The 14,666-nt window shown below is 72.7% G+C and carries 14 protein-coding genes; 9 read left to right on the forward strand and 5 right to left on the reverse strand.

Features of this window, described 5'->3' with window-relative positions:
- The first annotated feature begins 21 nt into the window (after positions 1-21).
- Positions 22-798: an SDR family NAD(P)-dependent oxidoreductase gene (locus FBY23_RS07015; RefSeq protein ID WP_141797492.1), complete on the forward strand. Its 777-nt coding sequence runs from the start codon at positions 22-24 to the stop codon at positions 796-798.
- 29 nt (positions 799-827) lie between these two features.
- Here FBY23_RS07015 and FBY23_RS07020 read toward each other — a convergent pair whose 3' ends face one another.
- Positions 828-1,412, reverse strand: a complete 585-nt coding sequence (locus FBY23_RS07020; RefSeq protein WP_141797493.1) for a hypothetical protein — start codon at positions 1,410-1,412, stop codon at positions 828-830.
- 136 nt (positions 1,413-1,548) lie between these two features.
- Here FBY23_RS07020 and FBY23_RS07025 point away from each other — a divergent pair, with 136 nt between their 5' ends.
- The 3 genes from FBY23_RS07025 to FBY23_RS07035 all read left to right on the forward strand — a co-directional run bounded on the left by FBY23_RS07025 (position 1,549) and on the right by FBY23_RS07035 (position 5,481).
- Complete coding sequence (locus FBY23_RS07025) at positions 1,549-3,168, forward strand: alkaline phosphatase (protein WP_141797494.1); 1,620 nt, start codon at positions 1,549-1,551, stop codon at positions 3,166-3,168.
- 44 nt (positions 3,169-3,212) lie between these two features.
- On the forward strand, positions 3,213-4,706 hold the full coding sequence (gene hflX / locus FBY23_RS07030; protein ID WP_141797495.1) for a GTPase HflX: 1,494 nt from the start codon (positions 3,213-3,215) through the stop codon (positions 4,704-4,706).
- Between the two features lie 82 nt (positions 4,707-4,788).
- Positions 4,789-5,481 (forward strand): SGNH/GDSL hydrolase family protein, encoded by a 693-nt coding sequence (locus FBY23_RS07035; protein ID WP_141797496.1) that lies wholly within the window; start codon positions 4,789-4,791, stop codon positions 5,479-5,481.
- Here FBY23_RS07035 and FBY23_RS07040 read toward each other — a convergent pair.
- Positions 5,453-6,343, reverse strand: coding sequence for a LysR family transcriptional regulator (locus tag FBY23_RS07040; protein ID WP_222117762.1), 891 nt, complete (start codon positions 6,341-6,343; stop codon positions 5,453-5,455). The two genes, FBY23_RS07035 and FBY23_RS07040, sit on opposite strands and share 29 nt — an antisense overlap.
- A gap of 79 nt (positions 6,344-6,422) precedes the next feature.
- On the opposite strand from FBY23_RS07040, the gene FBY23_RS07045 reads away from it, so the two are divergent.
- Genes FBY23_RS07045 through FBY23_RS07055 form a run of 3 tightly spaced genes read left to right on the forward strand, consistent with a single transcriptional unit; the run spans position 6,423 to position 10,111 of the window.
- Positions 6,423-7,235: an alpha/beta fold hydrolase gene (locus FBY23_RS07045; RefSeq protein WP_141797498.1), complete on the forward strand. Its 813-nt coding sequence runs from the start codon at positions 6,423-6,425 to the stop codon at positions 7,233-7,235.
- Entirely contained in the window at positions 7,232-8,053 is an 822-nt protein-coding gene (locus FBY23_RS07050) for an LLM class flavin-dependent oxidoreductase (RefSeq protein WP_141797499.1), read from the forward strand. The genes FBY23_RS07045 and FBY23_RS07050 overlap by 4 nt, the downstream gene beginning before the upstream one ends.
- Before the next feature lie 60 nt (positions 8,054-8,113).
- Positions 8,114-10,111, forward strand: coding sequence for an ATP-dependent DNA helicase (locus FBY23_RS07055; protein ID WP_396954448.1), 1,998 nt, complete (start codon positions 8,114-8,116; stop codon positions 10,109-10,111).
- 29 nt (positions 10,112-10,140) lie between these two features.
- Here FBY23_RS07055 and FBY23_RS07060 read toward each other — a convergent pair whose 3' ends face one another.
- Together FBY23_RS07060 and lexA are read right to left on the reverse strand one after the other, a co-directional pair.
- Positions 10,141-11,706 carry an MXAN_6640 family putative metalloprotease gene (locus tag FBY23_RS07060; RefSeq protein ID WP_141797500.1) on the reverse strand — a complete coding sequence of 522 codons (1,566 nt, stop codon included), beginning with the start codon at positions 11,704-11,706 and terminating at the stop codon, positions 10,141-10,143.
- 67 nt (positions 11,707-11,773) lie between these two features.
- The gene (gene lexA / locus FBY23_RS07065) at positions 11,774-12,523 is read right to left on the reverse strand and encodes a transcriptional repressor LexA (protein WP_141797501.1); all 750 of its coding nucleotides are present in this window, start codon (positions 12,521-12,523) and stop codon (positions 11,774-11,776) included.
- Between the two features lie 268 nt (positions 12,524-12,791).
- On the opposite strand from lexA, the gene FBY23_RS07070 reads away from it, so the two are divergent.
- A complete protein-coding gene (locus FBY23_RS07070; protein WP_141797502.1) occupies positions 12,792-13,205 on the forward strand; it encodes a LysM peptidoglycan-binding domain-containing protein in 414 nt (137 codons plus the stop codon).
- A 127-nt stretch (positions 13,206-13,332) separates the two neighbouring features.
- Here the strand turns inward: FBY23_RS07070 and FBY23_RS07075 are convergent, their stop codons facing one another.
- On the reverse strand, positions 13,333-13,674 hold the full coding sequence (locus FBY23_RS07075) for a hypothetical protein (protein ID WP_141797503.1): 342 nt from the start codon (positions 13,672-13,674) through the stop codon (positions 13,333-13,335).
- A gap of 377 nt (positions 13,675-14,051) precedes the next feature.
- On the opposite strand from FBY23_RS07075, the gene nrdR reads away from it, so the two are divergent.
- Entirely contained in the window at positions 14,052-14,543 is a 492-nt protein-coding gene (gene nrdR, locus FBY23_RS07080; RefSeq protein WP_141797504.1) for a transcriptional regulator NrdR, read from the forward strand.
- The last annotated feature ends 123 nt before the right edge of the window (positions 14,544-14,666 follow it).

Genomic DNA, 14,666 nt, shown 5'->3' on the forward strand with positions numbered 1-14,666 from the left:
CGGGGTCCTATGCTCCCGACCATGGAACTCACCGGATCCTCCGCCATCGTCACCGGCGGCGCCTCGGGCATCGGCGCGGCCGCCGCCCGCGCGCTCGCCGCCCAGGGCGCCACCGTCGTCGTCGCCGACCTGCAGGCCGACAAGGGCGAGGCCCTTGCTGCCGAGATCAACGGCGTCTTCGCCCAGGTCGACGTCACCGACACCGAGCAGATCGCCGGCGCCGTCAAGGCCGCCGCCGAGATCGCCCCGCTGCGTGCGGTCGTCAACTCGGCCGGCATCGGCTGGGCCCAGCGCACCATCGGCCGCGACGGCCAGCTCGAGTCGGCCCACTCGCTCGAGGCCTTCACCAAGGTCGTCGCGATCAACCTGATCGGCACCTTCGACATGGTCCGCCAGGCCGCCACCGTGATGAGCCAGAACGAGGCCGACGAGGACGGCTGCCGCGGCGCGATCGTCAACCTCGCCAGCGTGGCGGCGTTCGACGGCCAGATCGGCCAGGCGTCGTACTCCGCCTCCAAGGGCGGCGTCGTCGGCATGACCCTCCCGGTCGCCCGCGACCTCGCGGCCTCGGGCATCCGCCTCAACACCGTCGCACCCGGCCTGATCGACACCCCGATCTACGGCGAGGGCGAGGCCGCGGAGGCGTTCAAGGCGAACCTCGGCCAGAACGTGCTCTTCCCCAAGCGCCTCGGCACCGGTGCCGAGCTGGCCAGCATGGTCATCGAGTGCCTGACCAACTCGTACATGAACGGCGAGGTCATCCGCGTCGACGGCGGCATCCGGATGCCCCCGAAGTAGTCCCCGAGCGGTGGGTGCGGGGGCTGTGCTCAGCCCTCGCACCACATCGCGCTGTAGGCCCCCTTGGTCGAGCGCCGCTCGGTGACCCGGCCGTCGACCGTGATCACGCAGGTCGTCGGCTGGTCGACCCGCCCCTGCTGGGCGAACACCACCGCGTAGTCCGGGTTGCCGTAGACCGTGGTGGTCAGCGACCAGGTGCTGTCGAGCACCTTCACCGCGCCGCGCTCGTTCTCCACGCTCGTCGGGACGATCCACGCCACCGTGCCCAGCTGCCCGGCCGTCGAGACCCGCACGGTCAGCGTGTGCTTCGGCAGCTGGGTGTAGTCGCCGTTGCCCTGCATCCCCGGCGGTACGCCGAGGTTGCCGGTGTGCCCGCCGAACAGGTCCGCCGCCTCGGTGGTGCCGCCGGCCGCCGCGGTCCCGGTCGGTGACGCGCTCGGCTCCGGTGGTGTCGGCACTGCCGATGACTCGTCCGGGGACCCCGCGTCGGGGTCGATCGCGCTCTCCGGCGACCCCGGGCGCAGGAACAGGAAGCTGCCGACGATGACGAGGATGATGACGGAGGCGAAGAGAACGAAGGTCCTGCTCTCGCCCCCCGGCCGTAGAGCACGCACACCACGCCAACGACGCACCCCTGCGGATCGCTATGGCCGGTTTGCCGTGTTCCGTCCCACGATGTCCTCCCGTGTTCACCGACGCGCAGCGTCCCGCTCAGGACCAGGTCGTCGCGAGGCGGTTGCCTGACGCAACGTGACGCTGCTCTGGGACGACCAGACCCGCCTGACCGACCGCCTGGGAGAGCTCCGGGTCGGGCGCCGTACGACGATCGTGGCGGGCCTGTCCGGCGCCTCGGTGCCCGCTCTCGGGCTGCTCGGCCGCTCACCCGCCTTCGTCGAGCGGCGCCGCGACCTGACCTCCGGCGTCCGCAGCGGCGAGGTCACCACGAGCTCCGCGGTCGTCTGGTCGCGGGCCGTGGTGCCGAGCCGGCTGATGGTCCGGCTGCGCAGCGACGGCCGGCAGCGGCGGCTGGTGCGCGGGCCGTGGACCGACGAGCGGGCGGACTTCACCGCCCGGGTGCACCTCACCGGGCTGGCGCCCGGCCGTCCGTACGACGCCGAGGTCTGGTTCGAGAGCCCCGACGGCGAGCGCAGCGCCCCGCAGCACCTCACCTTCGCGACCGCGCCGATCCACGCCGCCGCACAGTCGATCGTGTGGTCGGGCGACACCTGTGGCCAGGGGTGGGGGATCGACCGCGCCCGCGGCGGGCTGACGACGTACCGCACCATGCTCGGGCTGCGCCCCGACCTGTTCGTCCACGTCGGCGACACGATCTACGCCGACGAGCCGATGGACGAGACCGTGCTGCTGCCCGACGGCACCACCTGGACCAACGAGCTCACCGAGGACGTCATGGTCGTCTCCGAGACGCTCGACCAGCTCCGCGGCCGGCACCGGTACGCGCTGCGCGACGACAACGTCCGGGCCTTCCACGCCTCCGTCCCGACCGTCTCGATGTGGGACGACCACGAGACCTGCAACAACTGGTGGCCCGGCGAGACCATCGACGACGAGCGGTACGGCGAGCGCCGGGCCGACGTGCTGGCCCTGCGGGGGCGGCGAGCCTGGCAGGAGTACCAGCCGGTCCCGGTCAAGCGCCTGGTCCCCGCCGGCGGGGACGGGTTCGTCGGGCGGCGGCTCTACCGCCGGGTCCCGCGCGGCCAGCACCTCGACCTGTTCTGCCTCGACATGCGCAGCTGGCGCGGTCCCAACCCCGACACCGACCCGGCCGTCGCCGCCGACCGCCCGCAGGCCGGGCTGCTCGGCCCGCAGCAGGAGGAGTGGCTGATCCACAGCCTGCGCTCCTCGACCGCGACCTGGAAGGCGATCTGCGCGGACATGCCCCTCTCGGCGCCCACGAACCGGGTCACCGACCTCGACGGCTACGCCAACAAGGACGGCGGCCCGCCCCTGGGCCGCGAGCCCGAGCTGGCCCGCATCCTGTCGGCGATCAAGCGCCACGGCGTCCGCAACGTCATCTGGCTCACCGGCGACGTCCACTACACCGCCGCCTACCGCTACACCCCCGAGAAGGCCGCCTTCACCGACTTCGAGCCGTTCTGGGAGTTCATCTCCGGCCCGATCGCTTCCTCGCCGTTCTGGCACAAGGACGACGAGCTCGACCGGACCTTCGGCCCCGAGGTCGTCTTCTCGAAGGGTGAGTCCGAGGTCGGCAGGCTCGACGTCGCGCCGCAGCCCACCAACCAGTACTTCGGCCAGCTCGACCTCGCCGCCTCCGGCCTGCTCACCGTGCGGTTGTACGACGGCGCGGGCAGCGTGCTGTGGGAGCGGGCGCTCGAGCCGGAGCGGTAATCGGGAAGCATCTCGGCACTCTCGTCGTTACGCTGGATACGCCTATGACGAACCGTGCTGAAGACTTCTCCCTCGCCGCCGCGCTGCGCGCCACCGAGGGCTGGGACGACCCCGACACCGAATTCGACGACTTCGAGTCCGGGTACGCCGACGAGCCCGACCCCGAGGACCTGACCACCGGCGCCCTCGACCTGGTCGAGCGCCATGAGCTGCGCCGCGTCGCCGGTCTGCGCACCGAGCTCGAGGACATCACCGAGGTCGAGTACCGCCAGCTCCGGCTGGAGCGCGTGGTCCTCGTCGGCGTCTGGACCGGCGGTGCCATCTCCGAGATCGAGAACGCGATGGCCGAGCTGGCGCTGCTCGCCGAGACCGCGGGCTCGGAGGTGCTCGACGCGATCTACCAGCGCCGCACCTCGCCCGACCCGGCGACGTACATCGGACGCGGCAAGGTCGAGGCGCTGCGCGAGATCGTGCAGGCCACCGGCGCCGACACCGTCATCTGCGACGGCGAGCTCGCGCCCTCCCAGCTGCGCAACCTGGAGGACCGGGTCAAGGTCAAGGTGGTCGACCGGACCGCGCTGATCCTCGACATCTTCGCGCAGCACGCGAAGTCGAAGGAGGGCCAGGCGCAGGTCGAGCTCGCGCAGCTCAACTACATGAAGCAGCGTCTGCGCGGGTGGGGCGGCAATCTCTCCCGCCAGGCCGGTGGCCGGGTCGGCGCCGACGGTGGCGGCATCGGTGGTCGTGGTCCCGGTGAGACCAAGATCGAGACCGACCGCCGCCGGATCAACGACAAGATCGCCAAGCTGCGCCGCGAGCTCAAGGCGATGAAGGGGACGCGCGACACCAAGCGCCAGGAGCGCCGCCGCAACGAGATCCCCTCCGTCGCGATCGCCGGCTACACCAACGCCGGCAAGTCCTCGCTGCTCAACCGCCTCACAGGCGCCGGCGTGCTCGTCGAGGACGCCCTGTTCGCCACGCTCGACCCGACGACTCGTCGTACGGCGACCGCGGACGGCCGGGTCTACACGATGAGCGACACCGTCGGCTTCGTCCGGCACCTGCCGCACCAGCTGGTCGAGGCGTTCCGCTCGACCCTGGAGGAGGTCGCCGACGCCGACCTGATCGTCCACGTCGTCGACGGCTCGCACCCCGACCCCGAGGGCCAGCTGGCCGCGGTGCGCGAGGTGCTCGCCGAGATCGGCGCGACCGAGGTCCCCGAGCTGGTCGTGGTCAACAAGGTCGACGCGGCCGACCCGGTCGTGGTCGACCGGGTACTGCGTCGCGAGCCCCACTCGGTCGCGGTCTCCGCCCGCACCGGCGAGGGCATCGCGGCCGCGATCGCCGCCGTGGAGGCCGAGCTCCCGCGCCCGCGCGTCGAGTTCACCGCGCTGGTGCCCTACGCCCGCGGCGACCTGATCGACCGGATCCACAAGGACGGCGAGATCGGCACCCTCGAGCACACCGCCGACGGCACCCGGGTCACCGGCCGCGCCACCGAGGCGCTCGCGGGCGACCTGGCGGCCTACGCCGTCTGAGTCTCCTCGTCGCACCCGGCAATTCGGTTCCGATTTCCCGAATTCGGCAACCTGATCGCCGGGTACGACGGATGATCCCGGCGTGACTCGGCACCGACTCCTGCTCGGCCTGCTCGCGCTCGTCCTCGCCACGGTGGCGAGCCCGACGCTGCTGGCCCGTGCCGGCGCGCGCCCGGACCCGTGCGCGACGAAGGGGGAGCGGGCCGGGGAGAGGGGAGCGCTGGTGACCGGATCGGGCGCCCGGGTGCTGGTGATCGGCGACTCCTACTCGGTCGGCGCCGGCGTGCGCCCCGACCAGTCGTGGCCGGTGCGGCTGCCGGGCCGGGTCCGGGTCGACGGCTTCTCCGGAAGCGGGTTCAGCGTCGGTGCGAGTCCGTGCGGCGACGTCTCCTACGCCACCCGCGCCGCGCACCGCAGGCTCGCCGGCGTCGACCTGGTCGTGATCGAGGGCGGGCTCAACGACGCCGACCAGTCGCCGGCCGACCTGTCGGCCGGGTACGCCCGCCTCGTGGAGGCGCTCGGCGACCGCCCGGTGCTGGTGGTCGGACCGCCGCCCGCACCCCTGCTGCCGTACGACGCCGTCGCGGCCGTCGACGCCCGCCTGGCCGCGCTGGCGGCGAGCCGCGGGACGCCGTACCTGTCGATGCTGGACGCGGAGCTGACCTACCAGCCCGACCGGCTGCATCCCGACCCCGCCGGGCACCGCGTGTTCGGCGATCGCGTCGCCGAGCGGGTCGAGACGCTGCTCACCCAGCGCACCCGCCCGCGTCCCTGACCTCCTGCGCGATCCGGGTCGCGAGGGCGATCACCTCGGCGGCCAGCGGCGAGAGGCTGCCGCGAGTGAGCGCGTAGACCCGGCGTGGCGGTAGTGCGGGTGCGAGCGGGTGCAGCGCGACGCCGCGCGGCCGCTCCGGCCAGCCGAGGGAGAGCACCGGCATCACCGCGCAGCCCAGGCCGGCGCGGACCATGGAGGTGACCGCCTGGTTGTCGGCGGTGCGGAACACGACGTGCGGTGCGATGCCGCGCCCGGCCAGGTGGTCCTCGACCTCGCGCTGGTCGCAGATCGACGGGAGCGCGACCATGGGCGCCTCGTGCAGCAGGTCCAGCGCCACCGGACCGCCGGGGAAGGCGTCCGGCGGTGCGACGAGGACGTGCTCGTCCTCGAGCAGCAGCGTGCTGTCGACGTCGTCGGGTCCGGGCCGGTCGAAGAACAGGACGTCGAGATCGCCGAGGTCGGGCACGGCCGCCTCGTCCTCGACCAGCCGGATGTCGCAGCCGGGGTGGGCCGCCCGCAGCCGCTGCACGAGCGGCGGGAGCAGCACGTTGGTGACCGCCTGGAAGGTGCCGATGTCGACCCGGCCGTCGCCGGCATGGAAGCGGCTGACCGACTCCTCGGCCTCGCCCACGACCCCGAGCACCTCGCGTGCCGAGGCGAGCACCACCCGCCCGAGCGGGGTCAGCCGCACGGGCCGCGGGCCGCCGGGCCGGTCGAACACCGCGCCGCCGACCGACCGCTCGAGCGCCGCGACCTGCTGGCTCAGGGTGGACTGGGTGTAGCCGAGCCGCTGGGCGGCGCGGGCGAAGGTCACCTCGACCGCGATCGCGTCGAGGGCCCGCAGGTGCCGTAGCTCGTACACGCGATCATCGTAAGCAACGATCATCTCGATCGAAAAGCATCGCTTTTCGCGATGATGTGGCGCGCCTAGCGTCACTGTCATGACCGAGACCACGCACCACTGCAACGGCATCACTCTCGTCGCCGAGACCTTCGGCGACCCGGCCGACCCGGCCGTCCTGCTCGTCCACGGCGCCTGCGCCTCGATGCTGTGGTGGGAGGACGCGCTGTGCCGGCGGATCGCCGCCGCGGGCCGCTACGTCATCCGCTACGACCAGCGAGACACCGGCCGCTCCACCAGCTTCCCCGCCGGCGAGCCCGGCTACGGCCTGCGCGACCTGGCCGCCGACGCCGTCGCCCTCCTCGACGCCCTCGGCATCGAGCAGGCCCATGTCGTCGGACGCTCGATGTCCGGCGGGGTGGTCCTCGTCCTCGGCGTCGACCACCCGGACCGGGTCCGCTCGCTGACCCTGGTCAGCACCACCACCGGCGAGCTGCCGATGGGCTCCGCGGACTTCCCGCCGGACCCCGACCCTGGCGACCCCGCCGCCGTCGTGGCCTACCTCGTCGAGGCGTTCCGCGCGTACGCCGGCGGCTCACCGCACTTCGACGCCGATGCGACCCGGGCCCTCGCCACCGCCGACGTCGCCCGCACCCGGGACCTGCGCGCCACCCTGGTCAACCACTTCGCGATGGACTTCGCCGGACCGCGTGGCGGCGGGTGGAGCGACCTGCGGGTCCCGACCCTCGTCGTCCAGGGCGAGCTCGACCCGGTCTTCCCACCCGCCCACGGCGAGGCCCTGCGCGACGAGATCCCCGGCGCCCGGCTGGTCGTGCTGCCCGGCTCCGGGCACGACGTCCTCGAGCCCACCTGGGACCGGTTCGTCGCCGAGCTGGTGGAGCACACGTCGTGACCGCGCTGCGCTCGGCGGTGTGGCTGCCGCTCTTCGACGACCTCGCGGACCCGGCGGCCGTCGTACGGCTGGCGGTGGCGGCCGAGGAGCACGGCTGGGACGGCTTCTTCGTCTGGGACCACGTGCGCTGGCAGGAGCCGGTGCAAGCGGTCGCCGACCCGTGGACGACGCTGGCCGCCGTCGCCGCGGCGACCACCAGGCTGCGGCTCGGCCCGATGGTCACCCCGCTCTCGCGACGCCGGCCGCAGGTCGTGGCGCGGCAGACCGCCACCCTCGACCGGCTCAGCGGCGGCCGGCTGGTCCTCGGCGCCGGCCTCGGGAGCGACCGGTTCGGCGAGGAGTTCTCGCGCTTCGGGGAGGAGGCCGACGACCGCCGCCGCGCCGTCCTGCTCGACGACGCGCTCGGCGTCCTGCGGCAGGCGTGGAGCGGGGAGGAGGTCCACCACCACGGCCCGGGCGGCACCATCGACGGTGTCCGGTTCCTCCCGCGGCCGGTCCACGGCACGGTCCCGGTCTGGACGGCCGGCTTCCCCGGCAACAGGCGCCCGCTGGTCCGCGCCGCGCGCCACGACGGGTTCGTCCCGGTCAACCTCGAGCACCCCGACCAGCTCGCTGGTGCCGTCGACCGGATCCGGGAGCTGCGGACCGAGGCCGGCACCGTCGCGGCGCCGTACGACGTCGCGGTGGCGCTGCCCGCCTCGGCCGACCTGGCCGCCTTCGAGGCGGCCGGCGCGACCTGGTGGCTGGCCGACGCCGACCCGCACGGCAACACCGTCGACGCGGTCCTCGGGGTGATCCGCGACGGACCGTTCCGATGACCGCGGGCGAGCTGTGGAGGGGCGCGCGGGAACGTCGGCCCCACCCTCTAGGGTTCTCCGGTGACCACCACCGCTGCCGACCGGACCTCGCCGGTCCGCGACCTGCTCGCGACGGCGGTGGCCGCGCTCGGCGGCCAGGAGCGTGAGGGCCAGGTCGCCATGGCCGAGGCCGTCGCCGACGCGTTCGCCGACAGGGAGCACCTCCTCGTCCAGGCCGGCACCGGCACCGGCAAGTCCCTCGGCTACCTCGTCCCCGCTCTTCTCCACGACCAGCGGGTCGTGATCGCGACCGCCACCCTCGCGCTGCAGCACCAGCTCGTCGAGCGCGACCTGCCGCGCCTGGTGAAGGCCGTCGGCACGGTTCCGGGCGTCGACGCGTCGTACGCCGTGCTCAAGGGGCGCTCCAACTACGCCTGCCTGCACCGCGTGCGCGAGGGCGCGCCCGACGACCAGGGCCAGCTGATCCAGGCCGAGGACGCCATGGGCGCGATGGGCCGCAAGGTCCTCGAGCTGCGCGAGTGGGCCGAGAAGGCCGCCGAGGACCGCAAGACCGGGGAGCGCGACGACGCGCCGCGCCACACGGACAAGGAGTGGCGCCAGGTCAGCGTCTCCGCGCGTGAGTGCGTCGGCGCCGCCAAGTGCCCGTTCGGCGAGGAGTGCTTCGCCGAGCGCGCCAAGGAGAAGGCGCAGAAGTCGCACCTCATCGTCACCAACCACTCGCTGCTCGCCATCGACGCCGTCGAGGGGATCCCGATGATCCCGGACTACGACGCCGTCGTGATCGACGAGGCCCACGAGCTCGCCGCGCGGGTCACCCAGGCCGCCACCGACGAGCTGTGGGCCGCCGAGGTCGAGCGGGCGGCGCGGCGCAGCATCCGCCACGTCGAGGGGGAGGAGGCCGAGGACCTCGCCGACGCCGCCGATGCGCTGCGCGCCGCGGTCACCGACGCCCCTGCCGGTCGCTTCGAGCAGGTCCCCGAGGCGCTCGCCGACGCGCTGGTGCTGGTCCGCGACGCCGCCCGCGCCTGCGTGGGCGCCTTCCCGAAGGCGGAGTCCGGCAGTGAGCCCGACGCCGCGATGACCCAGGCCAAGGGCATGGTCCAGGAAGTCCTCACGACCGCCGAGCGGATGGCCGCCAACTCCGAGGCCGACGTGCTGTGGCGCACCGAGGGCACCGACCGGATCCCGCCGATCCTCTGCATCGCGCCGCTCCAGGTCTGGGCCCAGATGCGCGACAAGCTGCTCTCCGACAACACCGTCGTGCTCACCTCGGCGACCCTCATGCTCGGCGGCGACTTCGCGACGGTCGCCGGCTCGGTCGGCCTCAAGCCGTCCGAGCGGGTCGCGCCCGAGGCGCCGCGCCAGGAGTGGCCCGACGACGCCCAGCCGTGGCGCGGCCTCGACGTCGGCAGCCCGTTCGACTACGCCAAGCAGGGCATCCTGTACGTCGCCCGCCACCTGCCCCCGCCCGGCCGCGACGGCCTCGGGCCGGCCCAGCTCGACGAGATCACCGAGCTCGTCGACCAGGCCGACGGCCGCACCCTCGGGCTGTTCTCCAGCCGCCGGGCCGCGGAGGCCGCTGCCGAGCACGTCCGCAAGGCGCTCCCGCACCTGACCACCCTCGCCCAGGGAGAGGCACAGCTGCCCGAGCTGGCCCGCCAGTTCCTGGAGGACCCGCACACCTGCCTGTTCGGCACCCTCGGCCTGTGGCAGGGCCTCGACGTCCCCGGCGACACCTGCCAGCTGGTGATCATCGACCGGATCCCGTTCCCGCGGCCCGACGACCCGCTGATGAGCGCGCGGCAGAAGGCCGCCGACCAGGCGGGCGGCAACGGCTTCATGCAGGTCGCCGCGACCCACGCCGCGCTGCTGCTCGCGCAGGGCGCCGGGCGCCTGATCCGCACGACGAGCGACCGTGGCGTGGTCGCCGTACTCGATCCGCGGCTGGCGACCGCCCGCTACGGCTCGTTCCTCAAGGCCAGCCTGCCCCCGATGTGGCCCACGAACGACCCGAAGGTCGTGCGCCAGGCCCTGGGCCGCCTCAGCGGCCGGGCCTGACCCACAACCTTCGTGGTGTCAGCGGGGCGTCAGCGCGCGGTGGCGCTGACCTTCGCCGTCGCGTCCTTCTTGCCGGCGTTGGCGAAGGTGATCTCGATCCACTGCACCTTCTTGCCGAACTCGTAGCGCTTGGTCTTGTCGCCCTTGCGGTTGATCTTGACCATCTTGGTGAGCGGCGCCTGGCCCTTCTTCTTGATCGTGACCAGGACGTAGCCGCCCTTCTTGCGCTTGGGGCCGTCCACGTGGACGCGCAGGTGGGCCTTGCCGCGGAACTTCGACTTGAAGCGGATGGTCCGCGAGGCGAGGTGCCGCAGCTCGACCGAGTCGGAGACCGAGCGCCGCGAGCCGGACAGCTTCACGCCGCGCCACAGCCTGGCCCGCGGGTAGGCCCCACCCTCGGCGTAGTTCAGCGCCGGGCGGCGGTTGGCCGCCGTGAACCAGCCGAACTGGGTGCGCAGGTCGGTGCCGCGCGCCGCTAGTGCGGCGTTGATCGCCTGCCGCGAGTTGGCCGGGCCGGCCGCCAGGTCCCAGATGTCGCGCACGATGGTCGGCATGCCGCCGGGGCCGTTGACGGCCGGGAAGTGCTCGCTGAGGTACTTGAAGAAGATCCACGCGCCGTAGGGAGCCAGGCCCTTGCGGTGGTCCAGCGGCTGTGCCGGCTGACCCAGGGGACCGCCCTTGAGGTACTGCAGGTTGTCGTTGATCGCCGGGTAGACCTCGTCCTCGGCCCAGGTCGCGGTCGCCTCGAGCAGCCAGGTGTCCTCGTTGACGTCATAGGCGAACTGGACGGCGTGGAAGTACTCGTGCGCCGCGGTCACCTGCAGGTTGCCGAGGGGGCCGGGCACCGGGCCGAACTCGGCGTAGTCGTTGTCGAGGACGCAGTACGCGGCCGCCGTCACGTGGCCCCCGACCCGCTGGTCGGTCGTGCAGTAGCCGTAGAGGCCGCGCTTGCCGAGGTCGGCGAGGTAGACGTCGAACTCGTTGCCGTCGCTGACCGGCGTGCGGTAGCCCGAGGCGACGTAGCGGCTCGCGACGTTCTTCATCACGTTGAGCACGGCCGCGGGGTAGTTGGGCGCGGGGGCGTCCGAGCCCGTGCTCGGCGAGTAGGCGCCCTGGACGTAGTGGACGCAGATGCCGCTGCCGCAGGTCGGCGCCGCCTCGGGCGCGGTGTAGCAGGGCAGCCCCGAGCCGTTGGTGCACTCGATGCCGCCGGAGCCCGGCGGCGGCCGGTAGCCGGTGCCGGGGCGGGCGAGCAGCCGCGCGGCGTCGTCCTGCAGGCTCGTCGGCAGGTCGTCGCGGGTGAGCGCGAGGTCGCGCAGCGCCATGGTCAGGTCGGCGCCGGTCGTGGCGTCGGTCGGCGCGGCGTTCGGGGCGGCCTCGACGATGTCCTGCACCGTCTCGAGCGCCTGCTCCGCGGTCGCTTGGGCGACGTCGTCGTCGATGTCGACCGGGACGGCGGCGCCCGGCGCAGCCGGATCAGCGGCCGGATCGGTGTCGTCCGCCCGTGCGGTGCCGCCGAGGACGGACACGGTGAGCAGGGCTGCGAGCAGCGCGGACAGCAGCCCGAGGAAGGGGAAGTGGCTGCGACGAGACATCAGGACCGGCCTTCGGAGATGGCGACAGGACATGCAGACCCTATGTCACCGCCCGGTCAGGCAAACCTCACACCCGCCGGAGAACCGCCGTCACCTTGCCGAGGATGGTCGCGTTGGTGCCGTCGATCGGCTCGAACGCGGGGTTGTGGGGGAGCAGCCAGACCTGGCCGCCCTTGCGCTGGAACGTCTTGACCGTGGCCTCGCCGTCGATCATGGCCGCCACGATCTCGCCGTTCTCAGCGGTGGGCTGCTGGCGGATCACGACGTAGTCGCCGTCGCAGATCGCGGCCTCGATCATCGACTCGCCGCTGACCTCGAGCAGGAACAGCTGTCCGTCGCCGACGAGCTGACGAGGCAGCGGGAAGACGTCCTCGACCCGCTCCTCGGCGAGGATCGGGCCACCGGCCGCGATCCGGCCCACGACCGGGACGTTGGCCGGCACCGGCGCGGCGTCGCCGATCCCGGTCTCGTCGTACGTCGTCTCCTCGGCGGTGCCCATCGCGCGTCGCGCCGCCATCACCTCGGGCAGGAACACCTCGAGGGCGCGGGGCCGGTTGGGGTCGCGCTTCAGGAAGCCCTTCTCCTCCAGGGTGCGCAGCTGGTGGGCGACGCTGGAGGTGCTGGTGAGGCCGACCGCCTGGCCGATCTCGCGCATGCTCGGCGGGTAGCCGCGCTTCTCGATGCTGTCCTTGATGTGGGCCAGGACCCGCTGCTGGCGCGGGGTCAGCCCGGTCGCGTCGGCCGGTCCGTCGGGCAGCTCGGTGACGCTGCTCGCCTTGCCGTCGCCCTTGCGCTGGGTGCCCTTGCGCTCAGCCATGGTCGCCCTCCAGATCAGATCGCGTGGTGTGGTCCGGATCGACCGGGCCCGTGTGACGACGCTAACCGAATCCGGCCCCCGGTTTCAAACATCTGTTCGAACCGCGTGTCGCGACACGCCGGTCGAACGAACTTTCGAACGGTGCTGGAAATCTTCGAACACCTGATCTAATCTCGTACACATGTTCGATCGAACGCCTGATCGAACACCTTCCGTCGGACCCCCTCGATACAACTGGGGCCGTCCACTTCCCCCGGAGGTCAATCCCATGAGCACCATCACCCTTGCGCCGCGTGTCGCCCCGGCTCGCGCCACCACGCGTCCCGCCCCCCGTCCGGCCACCCGTCCGGCCACCCGTCCGGCCACCCGTCCGGCCGCCCGCGGCCAGGTCCGGTTGACCCGACGCGGCCGCGCGGTCGTCTTCCTGCTTGCCCTGACCGCCGTCGTCCTCGCGGCGGTCTGGCTGGCCGCCGGCTCGGCCGCAACCCGCCAGGACGGCGGCGCGCCGCAGGTCGAGCTCGTGACCGTCGGCCCCGGCGACACCCTGTGGGACATCGCCAGCGACGCCGCCGCGACCTCGGGCGACGACGTGCGCGACATGATGGAGACCATCCAGCAGCTCAACACGCTCGACGGCAGCATGGTCTACGTCGGCCAGGAGCTGCGCGTGCCGACGCACTAGTCGCACCACCAGACTTCTTCGCTGCCTCGACCCCAGCGGAGATGGGGCCTGTATTGGCCTGGGGAATGAGAAGGGCGGGATCCGACCGAACCGGATCCCGCCCTTCGCGCGTGCGTGGGTCGCGCGCTCAGCGAGCCGCGCGCTTGCCGCCCTTGGGCGTGGCGGGGTCGCGCTTGGGGCGCGGCTCGTGGTGGTGCGAGCTCATGCCGAGGGCGCGCGAGAGGCGGATGGCCAGCATGAAGGTGAGGAACAGGCAGAGCATGGCGCCCAGCGAGGCCACGGCCATGAACGCCCACGCGCTGGCCTTGCCGTCGTGGCGCGCGGTGGCGCCGAAGTCGATGGCGGCGACCACGAGGTACCCCCAGGCCACGATCGAGACGGTGCCGCCGGCAGCGATCAGCAGCAGGGCGGGACGGAACTTCGCCTTCGCCCGATCGCCAGCCCGCTTGCCACCCGTCACGGCGGTCATTCTTGCTGATGGGTGGGTGGAATGCTCAGCCAACGCGCCCTCCACCGCTTCCGGGAGGTCCCGGCGGGCGGTCGGGCGGCCGCGAAACGCCGGTCCGGAGGTCCTCGTCCGGAGGCCTTTGTGGGCGGTGACCTGCGCAAACGTCGTCCGGGTCGACCCGCTCGCGAACTCGCGGCGACCCGCGCTTGCATCGCTGGTGGCCGAGGCGTACGGTTACCACTACATCTAGTAGTTACAACGATGTAGTTCTCCACATCTAGTCCACAGGGCGACCCATCGTCACCCACAGGACCGGAGCGGAAACGCACAGTTCGCCCCACCTTTTCCACAGGCGGGGGAGTTGTCCACAGCTCGTAGCCTCGGGAGGAGGGGGACCCATGCACTGTCCGTATTGCAAGCACCACGACACCAAGGTCCTCGACTCCCGCGTCTCCGACGACGGCTGCTCGATCCGGCGCCGCCGGGTCTGCCAGTCGCCGAGCTGTGAGAAGCGGTTCACGACCGTCGAGGCCATGCAGCTGACCGTGCTCAAGCGCTCCGGCGCGACCGAGCCGTTCACCCGCCAGAAGGCCGTCGCCGGCGTCCGCAAGGCCTGCAAGGGTCGCCCGGTGGACGAGGACGACCTGGCCCGGCTGGGCCAGGAGGTCGAGGACCAGCTCCGGCTGGCCGGCAGTCCGGAGATCGCGGCCCACGAGGTGGGCCTGGCGATCCTCCCGCCGCTGCGTCGTCTCGACGAGGTCGCCTATCTCCGCTTCGCCTCCGTCTACCGCGGCTTCGACTCGGCCGCCGACTTCGAGAACGAGATCTCCCTGATGCGGGCCGAGCGCCAGCTGCAGTCCGAGGGAGCCCGGCCCGTCGCGACGGGCTGACCACAGACGCCCGGCAGGTAGTGGGGAAGCTGCCTGCCGGGCCACCCCCTCCCCTTTCCCCTTCGCACGTCCCGTTGTCCGCAGGAGCCCGCCGCTCCTGCCGCATTGCCGACGCCCCCGCTT

The sequence above is a fragment of the Nocardioides sp. SLBN-35 genome, from assembly GCF_006715725.1.
GTDB lineage: Bacteria > Actinomycetota > Actinomycetes > Propionibacteriales > Nocardioidaceae > Nocardioides.

What these genes read in the sequence shown, in the direction of transcription:
- FBY23_RS07015 (WP_141797492.1), top strand. Translation starts at nt 22, where the DNA reads ATGGAACTCACCGGATCCTCCGCCATCGTCACCGGCGGCGCCTCGGGC.
- hflX (WP_141797495.1), top strand. Translation starts at nt 3,213, where the DNA reads ATGACGAACCGTGCTGAAGACTTCTCCCTCGCCGCCGCGCTGCGCGCC.
- FBY23_RS07045 (WP_141797498.1), top strand. Translation starts at nt 6,423, where the DNA reads ATGACCGAGACCACGCACCACTGCAACGGCATCACTCTCGTCGCCGAG.
- FBY23_RS07060 (WP_141797500.1), bottom strand. Translation starts at nt 11,706, where the DNA reads ATGTCTCGTCGCAGCCACTTCCCCTTCCTCGGGCTGCTGTCCGCGCTG.
- lexA (WP_141797501.1), bottom strand. Translation starts at nt 12,523, where the DNA reads ATGGCTGAGCGCAAGGGCACCCAGCGCAAGGGCGACGGCAAGGCGAGC.
- FBY23_RS07070 (WP_141797502.1), top strand. Translation starts at nt 12,792, where the DNA reads ATGAGCACCATCACCCTTGCGCCGCGTGTCGCCCCGGCTCGCGCCACC.
- FBY23_RS07075 (WP_141797503.1), bottom strand. Translation starts at nt 13,674, where the DNA reads ATGACCGCCGTGACGGGTGGCAAGCGGGCTGGCGATCGGGCGAAGGCG.
- nrdR (WP_141797504.1), top strand. Translation starts at nt 14,052, where the DNA reads ATGCACTGTCCGTATTGCAAGCACCACGACACCAAGGTCCTCGACTCC.